The sequence below is a fragment of the Pontimicrobium sp. MEBiC06410 genome, from assembly GCF_053601615.1.
In genome coordinates, this window is record NZ_JBSHNT010000125.1 from 1 (window position 1) to 12243 (window position 12243).

13 protein-coding genes are annotated in these 12243 nt (G+C 35.5%); 1 reads left to right on the forward strand and 12 read right to left on the reverse strand.

Features of this window, described 5'->3' with window-relative positions; all coding sequences use genetic code 11:
• The first annotated feature begins 143 nt into the window (after positions 1–143).
• The gene (locus ACVC08_RS01495; RefSeq protein WP_452600714.1) at positions 144–341 is read left to right on the forward strand and encodes a TlpA family protein disulfide reductase; all 198 of its coding nucleotides are present in this window, start codon (positions 144–146) and stop codon (positions 339–341) included.
• A 285-nt stretch (positions 342–626) separates the two neighbouring features.
• On the opposite strand, the gene ACVC08_RS01500 is transcribed toward ACVC08_RS01495, so the two are convergent.
• From ACVC08_RS01500 to ACVC08_RS01555, 12 genes are read right to left on the reverse strand one after another with little or no spacing between them, the layout of a single operon-like run.
• Complete coding sequence (locus tag ACVC08_RS01500) at positions 627–1883, reverse strand: MFS transporter (RefSeq protein ID WP_452600715.1); 1257 nt, start codon at positions 1881–1883, stop codon at positions 627–629.
• A 6-nt stretch (positions 1884–1889) separates the two neighbouring features.
• Positions 1890–2252, reverse strand: a complete 363-nt coding sequence (locus ACVC08_RS01505) for a DUF1304 domain-containing protein (RefSeq protein WP_452600716.1) — start codon at positions 2250–2252, stop codon at positions 1890–1892.
• A gap of 6 nt (positions 2253–2258) precedes the next feature.
• A complete protein-coding gene (locus tag ACVC08_RS01510; protein WP_452600764.1) occupies positions 2259–4358 on the reverse strand; it encodes a copper-translocating P-type ATPase in 2100 nt (699 codons plus the stop codon).
• Positions 4359–4376: 18 nt separating this feature from the next.
• Complete coding sequence (locus ACVC08_RS01515; RefSeq protein ID WP_452600765.1) at positions 4377–4670, reverse strand: phosphoribosylpyrophosphate synthetase; 294 nt, start codon at positions 4668–4670, stop codon at positions 4377–4379.
• A 7-nt stretch (positions 4671–4677) separates the two neighbouring features.
• A complete protein-coding gene (locus ACVC08_RS01520; protein ID WP_452600717.1) occupies positions 4678–5328 on the reverse strand; it encodes a hypothetical protein in 651 nt (216 codons plus the stop codon).
• Entirely contained in the window at positions 5325–6218 is an 894-nt protein-coding gene (locus ACVC08_RS01525; protein WP_159612851.1) for a ribose-phosphate pyrophosphokinase, read from the reverse strand. The genes ACVC08_RS01520 and ACVC08_RS01525 overlap by 4 nt, the downstream gene beginning before the upstream one ends.
• Positions 6219–6226: 8 nt before the next feature.
• A complete protein-coding gene (locus ACVC08_RS01530) occupies positions 6227–7729 on the reverse strand; it encodes a thymidine phosphorylase family protein (protein ID WP_452600718.1) in 1503 nt (500 codons plus the stop codon).
• Between the two features lie 7 nt (positions 7730–7736).
• Positions 7737–8138, reverse strand: a complete 402-nt coding sequence (locus ACVC08_RS01535) for a hypothetical protein (protein WP_452600719.1) — start codon at positions 8136–8138, stop codon at positions 7737–7739.
• Positions 8139–8143: 5 nt separating this feature from the next.
• Positions 8144–9526 carry an MBL fold metallo-hydrolase RNA specificity domain-containing protein gene (locus ACVC08_RS01540; RefSeq protein ID WP_452600720.1) on the reverse strand — a complete coding sequence of 461 codons (1383 nt, stop codon included), beginning with the start codon at positions 9524–9526 and terminating at the stop codon, positions 8144–8146.
• Positions 9523–10383, reverse strand: a complete 861-nt coding sequence (locus tag ACVC08_RS01545; protein ID WP_452600721.1) for an ATP cone domain-containing protein — start codon at positions 10381–10383, stop codon at positions 9523–9525. Before ACVC08_RS01545 ends, ACVC08_RS01540 begins: the two co-directional genes overlap by 4 nt.
• A gap of 3 nt (positions 10384–10386) precedes the next feature.
• Positions 10387–11217: a universal stress protein gene (locus tag ACVC08_RS01550; protein WP_452600722.1), complete on the reverse strand. Its 831-nt coding sequence runs from the start codon at positions 11215–11217 to the stop codon at positions 10387–10389.
• A gap of 29 nt (positions 11218–11246) precedes the next feature.
• Positions 11247–12242 (reverse strand): 2-hydroxyacid dehydrogenase, encoded by a 996-nt coding sequence (locus tag ACVC08_RS01555; RefSeq protein WP_452600723.1) that lies wholly within the window; start codon positions 12240–12242, stop codon positions 11247–11249.
• Position 12243 lies beyond the last annotated feature (1 nt).

Genomic DNA, 12243 nt, shown 5'->3' on the forward strand with positions numbered 1-12243 from the left:
CTTTTGCATAACTAAGCTCTACAGCTTTATGTTTAAATTCTTTGGTGTAAAAATTTCGTGGTTTTGACATTGTTATTTTATTAAAGTTTATAAATATATAAACTCGCTTCTTACTGTCCTGTCAAATATAGCATGTCCAAAAAATGGTTTCAGACTTAAATTTAACAGGAATACAGTTAATTGCAGATAATGAGTTTTTATCTCAATTTATTAGAGATTATAAAATAAAAGGAATACCAAGATTCATCTTAATTAACCCTAAAGGTCAAATTGTGACAGCAAATGCACCTAGACCATCTGATGATAAATTAATTGATTTATTTATTAAAGAAGGTATATAGGCCTAATTGTATTAGTAAGAATATAGACTATACCCAACAATAGTAACCGTTGATTAACTCTTTAATTTAAAAAACAAAAGTCCTTTAAGGGCTTTTGTTTTTTAGTTTATAAATAAACTTGAGAATATTATAGATGTAAAATGGACTTTTTAGTGCTATAAGTAGGTTTTTTATTACAACTATAAGGCGCTTTGCCTTTGCTATACTTTTTGTCTAGTCATTTGCTACAAATCTATTTAAAATTTTATCGATTAACTTGTACAAAATACTTTGAGCTTTAAAGGTTTAGTTTTCCATAATTGAAGTGTGGTTAAGATCATCTTCACCTTCGTATGGAGTTTTGAGAAAGAACAGAACTCCTATGACTCCCAAAACAATGCTCCCAGCAATTATAAAAGGATAATAAAACCCACCTGCAGTCAGCCAAGTCCCTAAAATGGGACCTAGGATCTGACCAATACTGTTGGTTGAACTCTGTATGGAAATGTTTCTCCCAGTATTTTTATTTGATATTAGTGAAACCGCAGAAAGCAAATTAGGTGTTATCATCGCACCTCCGGCAGCAAACACAATAATTAATCCATAAACTAAAAACTCACTATTGAAAAAAGGAAAGGCAATTAAAGATATTCCTACTATTAACAACCCTAGAGCAATTTGTTTTTTAGTAGATAAAACCTTCTCTCCATAACTTGCAAAAACTGGTTGTAAAACTGCCATTACAGAACCACATAGCATAAACCCAATTCCGACTTGATTACTGTTAAATCCTAGTTCATCTTTTCCATAGATTGAAAATACTGTTTCAAAAAGAGTTACTACAAATTGGATGATAAATGACAAAACCAGTAATATGACAAAATATTTGGTGAATGTGAATCGTAAACTTACTTTTTGAATTGTGAACTTGCTGATTTTACTTGTGTTTTTAAGTTGTTTCAACACAACAAGAAGAACAGTAAATCCTAATAGTGCAGCAAACAGAAAAGGGACTGAAAAACGATTGAAATGCAATTGCCCAATTGAGTAATCTAAGTGTAGATTAGTTTGGGAAAGAAGGCCGCCAAGTACAGGTCCAAAGATAACACCAGAACTTACCGCTACACCAGACCAAGACATTATTTTTGTTCTTCGCTTTTTTGAGGTAATATCACTTAAGTAAGCATTGCTTACGGGAATAACAGAAGAGGTAAAAATACCACCAAAAATACGTGCTACATAGAGCATTGTAAGCGAAGTCGCTAAACCAGTAAGTAATTGCATTATAACAAAGCCTATAAGACCGATTATGATAATAGGTTTTCGACCATACCTGTCTGATAGTTTTCCCCAAAGTACTACGAATAGGAGCTGAAATAATGGATAAATACTCGTTAAGAGACCAACATGAAAATTAACTAAATCTGTATCTAAATTAGCTTTTAAAGCCAATCTTTCGGTGTAGTAAGGAAGGGTAGGTAATAGAATCCCATACCCAAGCATTACAATGAATAGACATAGTAATATGAGTACAATCATTTTGATATTTCTACTCTTATTCATTTTAAATTAGCTTAAGAGAATACATATAAAAGCAGCTGCAGCTGGTATTGCTTGTGTGTACAGTATCTTTTTAGAAATCGATAAAGAGCCATATACCCCAGCAATGATAATGCAGCCTAAAAAGAATAATGCGATATTGTTAGACCAAATGGGGTTAGAGATAAACAACGTCCATAAGAGACCGACAGCTAAAAAACCATTGTACAGACCCTGATTTGCTGCCATAGCTTTAGTGGGTTTAAAAAGATCCTTTGGAATTTCCTTGAATGTTTTTTTGCCTAAATGCTCCCAAGAAAACATTTCTATATATAAAATGTAAAAATGCTCCAAGGCAACTAAAACGATTAGTATTTTTGAAAGTATTGCCATAAATCTTTATTTACTTATTTTCCTCTTTAGTAGTTGTGCGTTAATTGCTACTATAATCGTGCTTAAGCTCATGAATACTGCTCCGATGGCTGGTCCCAATACAAATCCAGAAGAATACAACACTCCAGCAGCTAAAGGAATGGCTACCACATTATATCCCGTTGCCCATATCAGATTCTGAATCATTTTATTGTAAGTTGCTTTTCCAAATAATATCAAATTGGCAATGTCCTTTGGATTGCTGTTGACCAAAATAATATCGGCTGTTTCGGCAGCTACATCCGTTCCAGAACCAACAGCAATTCCAACATTAGCTTTGGCAAGCGCAGGGGCATCGTTTACTCCATCACCAGTCATTGCTACAAACTCATTTTGTGCCTGAAGTTTTTCTACGATTTCTACTTTTTGGTGTGGTAATACTTCAGCATAATAACCATCTAGCCCAAGTTTTTCGCTTACTGCTTTTGCCGTCTTTTCATTATCACCTGTAGCCATCAAAACTTTAATATTATTCTTTTTAAAAACCTTTATGGCTTCGGCAGATTCTGGTCGTATTTCATCGGCTAGAGCAATATATCCTGCTAATTCCCTATTTATTATGACAAAAACTACTGTTTCGGCAGCATCACTATAGGCGTCTTTTGGGATATCTATTTTTTCATCTCTTAAATAACCAGGACTAACCACCTTAACTTGTTTTCCTTCTACATTTGCCTCTACACCTTTGCCGGTAATGGCATTAAAATTTTCTGGCTTAGGAATGGTAATATTATCTTCTTTGACCTTTTTTATGATTCCAACGGCTATAGGATGTTCTGAACTCTGTTCCAAAGCACTAGAAAGTCTTAAAATTTCTTCTGTTGAATATTCTTGTTTAACCGACTCAACTCTTGTGACACCAAAATCACCTTTTGTCAACGTCCCGGTTTTATCAAATAATAAAGCTGATATTTTTCGGGATTCTTCAAAAGCTGTTCGATTCCTTATCAATAAACCATTTTGTGCAGATACCGCTGTAGATATAGCGACAACTAACGGGATAGCAAGTCCTAATGCGTGTGGGCAAGCAATAACCATAACCGTTACCATTCTCTCTAAGGCATATACAAATGGAAAGCCTAAAATGAGCCAAACTGCCAATGTCCCAAAACCAATAGCCAAAGCAATGTATGTTAACCATTTTGCAGCCCTGTCTGAAAGGTTTTGCATTTTAGATTTGGTCTTTTGTGCTTCCTCGACCATTTTGATTACTTTGTTGAGATAACTATCCTTACCTGTATGTTCTACCTTAACCTTTAAGGCACTATTGCCGTTTATTGAACCACCAATTACTTTATCATTTTCATCTTTTTTTACTGGTTTGGATTCTCCTGTGAGCATCGATTCGTTTAAATAACTCGAACCATCGACTATAATACCATCAGCAGGAACTTTTTCGCCTGGCTTTACTAAAATCACATCGTCTTTTAATAAATCTTCTAAAGGAATATCTTCTATAGCATCACCTTTTACTCTATGAGCTTCGGAAGGCATCATACTTACTAAAAGCTGTAAGGCTTTTGATGCGCCCAATACACTTTTCATCTCTATCCAATGTCCTAATAACATTATCGCGATTAGTGTTGCTAATTCCCAGAAAAAATCATCTCCCTTCAAGCCAAAAACAGTCGCGGTACTATAAAAATAGGCGACACTAATAGCCATAGAAATTAAGGTCATCATCCCTGGTGAACCTTTCTTTACTTCGGAAACAAATCCCTTAAGAAATGGCCAGCCACCATAGAAATAGACTACAGAAGAAAGTGCAAATAAGATATATGGGTTTCCTGGAAGTAAAAATTCGTATCCAAAAAATTCTTGAATCATTGGGGATAAGAATAGAATTGGAATGGTAAGTGCAAGTGTTACCCAAAACCGTTTGCGAAAATCATCAATCATCATTTTGTGATGGTCGTGACCCATCTGTCCGTGACCAGGATTGTGACCAGAATGACCACCGCTTCCGTGGTTCATTTTAGAGTGATCTTCTTTTTTGTGCTTCATCTTTGAATGGTCCATTTTAGAATGGTTCATTTTTTCGTGATTGTGGTGTTCGTGGTTTTCCATCATTATAGTGTTTAAGTGTTATCGTAATTTTTTTCTCATTGCTTCAGAAATGTTTTCAGCATAGACTCCATAGGCATCTGCCAAAGTGCCCTTAATACCATCTTTAGATGATATAGCGTACAGTACACTATTATCGTCGGTACTACTCATTCCTTCAAAACGATGGGTTTCATCAATTTTAAAATCTTCAGGTTTAATTTCAATTTTAAGCGAGACGCATTTTAAGCACGTAGGTTTTATGTTAAAATCGTAACTATAACCTCTTTGCTTTAAATCATTAATGGCCTCTATGAGTGTATCGTAATTTTTCAATTTATTTTTAATCATAAGTCATTGTAAAATAGCTGCCATCCGTTTCAGTGAATTTTTGAAACATCAATAAATTGTTATTGTTTAATTGCTCAATAACAGTATAATTGAGTTGTTTGATACGGATACCTATTGCATAGGCTTTAATATTTATTTTTGATTCGATTTGCATGTTTGCTTTGTTAGTTTTCAATTGACGGTTATATATTTTAATAAGACTTTTAGAGCCAAAAAAGTTCAGTAAGTCAGAGTTGAAACTCATTTCTAGCTCAATATCCTTTAAACTGCCTAAATCGTAGAGTTCAGTAAAGTTTGTAGTTGAACTATTGATTTCGGTTTCTTTAGAATTGGGTTTTGTAAAAGGGAATGCCATTACCATAATACTTGTTTCATCAGGTTTACATTGATAAATTGTTATGTATTTCTCGATATTGATTTTCTTGTTATCGAATAACTCTGTTGCAACTTCAATTTTATAATATCCGTCTTTTTTTATTATTTCTCCCGCCTTAAATGACTGCTTGTTAAGCAACGTACCATCTTTATCAAAATTTTCACGTACTACCGTTCTGCCTGAAATTTGTTCAATAAGCATTTTAGTTTGTCCATAGATTGTGAGATTGAATAGGATAAAAAATAGTATGAAGCTTAGTTTTTTCATATATGATGCATTAGTTTCTTTACCTCTTTCGACATAATATCGCTCAAATCAATAGTATTTGATGGGTGTGGAATGGTATTGCAGGTCACTATTTTTTCAACACCTGAATCCATTAGGTCTTGATAGGCATTACCTGAAAAAACAGCGTGAATGCCCACACATATTGGCGGTTTCATTCCAGCCCTTTTTAAGTGGCCTACAGTCTCAATCATTGTACGAGCGGTTGAGATAATATCGTCAACCAAAACAGGTGTAGCATCTTTATATTTATCAATGTCTGGCACCGAAACTTCAACATCTCTATCGCCGTGACGTACTTTCTGTAACACAGTAAATGGTGCACCTGCATTTTTGGCAACTTCAGAAACCCATTGTTCACTTTCGGAATCGGGACCAATCAATACAGGATTTTCAATATTTTCTTGTATCCATTTCGAAATAGCATCTGAAGCATGAATAACTTTGTTTGGGATGTGGTATACTTCACTCAATGAGTGTATCCTGTGTAGATGAGGGTCAACAGTGGTTATACTATCTGCAAAACCAGAAATTAACTTTCCAAAATAGGTAGAGGTAATGCCTTCACCTTCATTAAATATTTTGTCTTGTCGCATATATGCTAAATAGGGTGCAACCAAACAGGTGCACATTGCGCCTAATGATTTTGCTGTTTGGCTTAAAAAATATAGTGGTAATAATTTCTCATCAGGGTCGTGTAGGGTGCAGATCAAAACCACACATTTGTCTTTTACATCGGATAATATGCGCGTGTAGGATTCGCCGTCAGGGAACTTTCGTAAAGTAGTCTTTCCCACTTCAGCGTCTATTTTTGTAGCCATTAACTCTGTTAATTCCTCGTTTCCAGGAAGGCTGAATAGTATAGTTTTCATTTTACTCTTTATTTAATAGTTATAATGTCGTTATGATTGTTCTTGTAGTCTAAGGCATAATTTAATTCGCCTTGTGATTCTGCATAGAGGGTATACAGTAATTGGTTTTTTTCAATTTGTTCGTTTAAATGTACATTCAATAAAATTCCTGCAGATTTAGACTGTGGTGCACCCGAAAGTTTGGCGAGCTTCGCTATCTTTCGATTGTCAATGCATTTCAAAGTTCCTGAAGCCTCTGCTTTAATTTCTGCTTTATAAGGTGCCAATACAGGTTCGATAAAACGTCCTTGGGCTTTACAGATGGCAAGAAACTTTTCATAAACCTTACCAGATTCCAATAATTGTATGGCCGTTTGACGACCTGAGCCTAAAGATACTTTACCTGAAAGCTCAAGAAGTTCACCTGCCAAAAGCATAGCTCGTTCTTTAAGGTCTTTGGGAGCATCTGCCTCATTTTTTAAAACTTTTAATATGTCGATAGCTTCTAAAGTGGGACCTATACCTCTTCCAACGGGTTGTGTACCATCTGTAATAACAACTTTTACATTAAGTCCAACAGCGTTGCCTACGGTTTCCATATGATTCTTTAGTTTTTCAGCCATTTCTGTACTTCTAACTTTAGCAGTTTCTCCCACAGGAATATCTATAACTACGTGTGTTGAACCTGCGGCAGCTTTTTTAGATAAAACTGAGGCGATGAGTTGACCTTCACTATCAATGTCCAAGGCTTTTTCAATTTTAATGAGGACATCATCGGCAGGGCTTAGTTGAGCAGTACCACCCCAAACAAAACAACCACCTTCTTTTTCTACTACGGTCTTTATTTCTTCTGAAGAGAGTGTCACATTGGTCAGAACTTCCATAGTATCTGCTGTGCCGGCAGGAGAAGTTATAGCCCGTGAGGACGTTTTTGGCATTGTAAGTCCATAAGTAGCTACTATGGCCACTACTAAGGGCGTGGTTCGGTTTCCAGGCAAGCCACCTATGCAATGTTTATCAACAACGATTTCTTTATTCCAATTCAATTGCTTTCCAGAGGTAATCATAGCTTTTGTGAGGTCGGATATTTCATCAATATCCATTCGGTCACCTGCACAGGCTGTTATAAATGCTGAAAGATGGATGTTAGAATAGTCGCCTTCAACGATGTCGGTTATGATTTGGTTGTAGGCATTATAATCCAATTTTTGGTTATAGATTTTTGCCCTAACGTGGCTTAATGATTCAATAGGTTCCAAATGGGAAACCTGCAAGGTGTCGTTGTCAGAAATCTTCAATTTTTTAGCTGCCGCATCAGATAGACCTATTTCATTAGGTAGTAGGATATTGGAATTTATAATGTTAAGACTTGCAACAATTGAATTGGTTGTAGTTGATACCCTAATCCTGGTTAAGGCTTCAAAGCCTTCTGATATGCAAACGTGGCAATCCTCTCGCATGTACACCACATTCTCGTTTTGGGTATAAATTCCTATATGTTTGTATTTTAATACGTTTGAGTGTTGTTCCATAATACATTTATTTTTTTATTTTTAATAATCTTGAAGAAGTCCAAAGTACCCAAATACCAAGAGTTATATCAACTCCCAAACAGAACAGTGGCCACCATTGAGGTGGGGTTGTTGAAAACACAATATTTCCTTGAAAAAGGTCATAGATGCCGTGTAATATCAGTGTAATACCTACGATTTTTATGTGCTTGTGATGTCCTAATATTGCTATAATTGAGAATAGGAAAGCAATGCTCGTTTCAAATATAATTTCGTAAGTATTGTTAGCCTGTAAAGCAAAAAGAACATAGTAAAAAGCAATAACAATCAATAATACTGGATAGAAACTGCTGTCCTTGTCAAAGCCCGTTTTCATCGCAAGTAATACAATGAAAAATCCTAGTAGTATCCCAATTATTAATTCGATCATATCTGTTAATTAAGTATTATTTCTTCAATATTATACAGTTGTGGAATTTCTGCATCCCAATTATAGGTTTCCTTGATGCCTTTCTGTAAGGCTTCTGCACTTTCTTTTTCGCCGTGTACGATGAAAATCCGCTCCGGCTTATTTTTTATTTTACTCATCCAATTTATAAGTTCGGCGTGGTCTGCATGTGCCGAGAGTCCTTCAATTTCTGCAACTTCCATATGAAATGGCACCCATTTTCCGTACACTTTCAACTCTTTATCCCCTTCTAATAATTTTCTACCACGAGTACCTTCAGCTTGATAGCCCACAAATAACAATGTATTGTTTGGGTTTTGTGCTTGGGTTTCAAGATAGTTGAGCATTCTTCCGCCAGTAAGCATTCCACTTCCGGCAATGACAATTTTTGGTTTGTTATCGGTTCTTAGCTCCATTGTTTCACGATAACTACTAACTACGGTAAAGTGTGAGCACATTTCATCACATTCATTAGCTTCTAATCTATGCCAATCTCTGGTGCGGTGGAACAGTTCGAGTACATTTGCTCCCATAGGGCTATCCATTATCATTTGTACTTTGGGTATTTTATTCTCCTTTAGTAATTTCCAAAAGATGAGCATCATCAATTGGGCTCGTTCTACTGAAAAGCTTGGAACAAATAAGCTTCCCCCTCTGTTTATGGTATCATTAACCAATTTTTCAATCTGCGGAAGGGCTTCTACTTCATCTGGATGAAATCTACCACCGTAGGTGGATTCCATAAATAGTACATCTGCTTTTTTTGGTTTTAATGGTGGATATAAAAGTAAGTCGTTGGTTCTGCCTATATCTCCTGAAAACACAAAACGTTTACCATGTATATCCAATTCGATGTAGGTTGCTCCAAGAATGTGACCATTATATTGGAATCGGGCTCTGATACCATCAAATAATGGAATCCATTGTGCTTGAGGAATACCTTTAAAATGCGGAATGGTTTTTTCTACATCCTTTAAATTGTACAAAGGCTCTGCAGGACTGTGTTTGGAATACCCCTCTTTATTAGCACGTTCTGCTTCTTGTTCTTGTATTCTAGCACTATCGTTCAAGATTATTTTTGCGATGTCCAAAGTAGGATTAGTACCATAAATGGAACCATTAAACCCTTGTTTTACTAATCGAGGCAGATATCCTGTGTGGTCCATGTGACCGTGTGTGAGCAAAACCATATCAATTTCTGAAACTTCAACTGGTGGATATTCCCAATTTTTTAGACGCAATTCTTTTAGTCCTTGAAAAAGCCCGCAGTCTATAAGTATCTTTTTTTCTCCTGTATCCACTAAATATTTAGAACCGGTTACGGTGCCTGCCGCTCCCAAAAAGTGAATATTTATTTTAGTGTTGTTCATTTTTTTCTGTTATTTGATTTTGTTTTACATAGTTCTTCAGAATCTTCTAAAATCTTTTTATGTCTCGATTTTTCAATTCCAATTTTATTCAATAAACTAGGTGTTTCGTAAAGCTCTTTACAAAGTACAATCCCAGTTTCGAGTAACATAGTTTTCTCTTGTTTTGTGATTGTTGTTAGTGCTGTGAGTGGATGTAAACCAGATAGGTCTATTCTGTTCTTAAGACCTTTTCCCAATGGATAATCCCAACTGGTCATTAGCAACCCAACACATTTACCATATTGTATAGCATCCGTGGTAAAGCGGGTATTGGTGTACACTCCACCTTGATGAAATTTTGCTTCGTGACCTTTTTGATACTTCCATTTCTTTTCTATGTCTAAAAATCTTGAATGGATATATAAGGGTATTTTTACGTTGCAAAACCTCCCTTGGTCACTATGGTATTTACATTCAATCATATAATGAGAATTGTCCTTTTGGGCTATTACATCTACTTCGTGCTGTACACAATTTCCGTGTACAATAACTCCAACTTTTGTTTCAAATCCTTCATGTGCCAGTAGTTTGCCTACTAACTTTTCAAACGGAAATCCCGAAGGTCCCAATTCCATCAAGGCTTTTTTGAGTTTGTATTTTGAGGCACTTACTCGTGATTTATCTTTAAGCATTTTAAAAGCCATTTGATAGATTTTTTTCGTAGTAATTCCCTCGTAAATTGTAGGCTCAATTTGAGTTATTATTTCTTGAATTATCTCCTCACTTGTTTGAGCGCGTCGTAATGAATTTTTGAGCTTGTCAACATTAAAAGGAACAACATCTCCAGAGTGTTTTATTATGTTTATTGAGTTGCCCATTGTTTAAATATGTATGGTCATTACAGGTAAAGTGGAATGATTAGTGACACCTTCGGCAATACTCTTTGAAAATAGGCTTAAAAACCCTGTTTTACCGTGTGTGACCATGGCTATTAAATCTGTAGGATGTTGTTCTAGAAATGTATTGATTCCTGTTTCAACTGAGGGTTCATTATAGACAGCCATTGAATAGTTTTTTAACTTCGGGAAGTTTTGTAACATTTTTTCAATAGGCTCTAGGCCAAGTTTAATATTATTGAAATCTGTCTCGGTATTAATACGCAATAAATGGATGCGAGCATCGCATTTATTAGCAATGGATATTACCTGTTTAAAAGCATCAGTTATATCCTCTTCGAAATTTGAAACAAATACAATATTCTTAAAAGGAAAGTTGACTTCTTCATCTTTTACAACAATTACGGGAGCATTGGCTTTTCGTACAATTTGTTCAACATTGCTGCCTGTAATTTCTCTTATAACGCCTTTAGTACCACTACTTCCTGTAATGATAAAATCGTGATGAAAATGGCCTGAATGATCTATAATATCACCTTGGCCAGCATCAAATTGTAAAAACGTTCGACATTTTAGGTCATTACGCTCTGCTGTTTTTTCCAGTTCACGTAATGCTGATTTTACTTTACCTATTTGCTTTAATGTTTCGGGATATTGTTTTTCCTTTTCTTTATCCAGTTTTACCCAATCTACAGGGGTTTTCATAAGATGTAAAAAGTGAATTTCAGAATCGTACAACTTGGCCATTTCAATGCCTAGTTGTGCTGCTTTGTGGCAGTTTTTTGAAAAATTGGTTGGTATTAATATGTTTTTCATTTTTTGATGATTTATAGGTTTATATATTTTTAGTTTAGAGTAACTTCATTTCCAGAAGGGACTTTCTCTTCAAAACAGTCTAAATTGTATATCGTGGTATCTGCGATATTTTTTAATGCAGTTTCGGTTAAAAAAGCTTGATGGCTAGTGATAAGAACATTATTAAAGGTCATCAATCTGGCAATTACATCATCTTGTAAAATGGTATCAGAGTGGTCTTCAAAAAACAGACCTTCTTCCTCTTCATAAACATCCATCCCGAAATATCCAATTTTGCCAGATTTTAATCCTTCAATTACGGCTTTTGTGTCAACCAAACCACCTCGGCTTGTGTTAATGAGCATAACGCCTTCTTTCATTAGTGTTATGTGTTCTGTGTCTATTAAGTGCCTGGTTGATGGTGTCAATGGAACGTGCAGACTAATTATATCTGCCTGTTTGCAAATGGTGGTACAGTTGGTGTATATGATATCATATAAATCTATCAGGTTCTTATCTTCAGAAACATCGTGGGCTAGTATCTTACATCCCAAACCGTGCAGTATTTTTACGAGTACTGCTCCTATTTTTCCTGTACCAATAACACCTACTGTTTTGCCGTTTAGGTCAAATCCTGTAAGCCCGTTCAGCGAGAAATTTTGTTCTCGAACTCTGTTGTGTGCTCTTATTATTTTTCGGTTAAGGGCTAAGATGAGAGCTAAAGTATGCTCTGCAATGGCATATGGAGAGTAAGCAGGAACTCTAGCAACTTTTATGCCTAATTTATTTGCTTTTTCAAGGTCAACGTGATTAAAACCAGCTGAGCGTAATGCGATATACTTAATTCCTTGTTGATTCAATATATCTAAGACATCGGAAGAGGCATCATCGTTTGAGAATAGGGCAATAGCTTTGGATCCTTTCGCTAATCTTGCTGTTTCTTTTGTAAGTCTAAATTCTAGAAAGTTTAATTCATGTTTTCCATTGTTTGCCTGTTCAAGGAAAGGCTTATCAAATTTATGTGTACTGAATATGGTTGTTCTCATT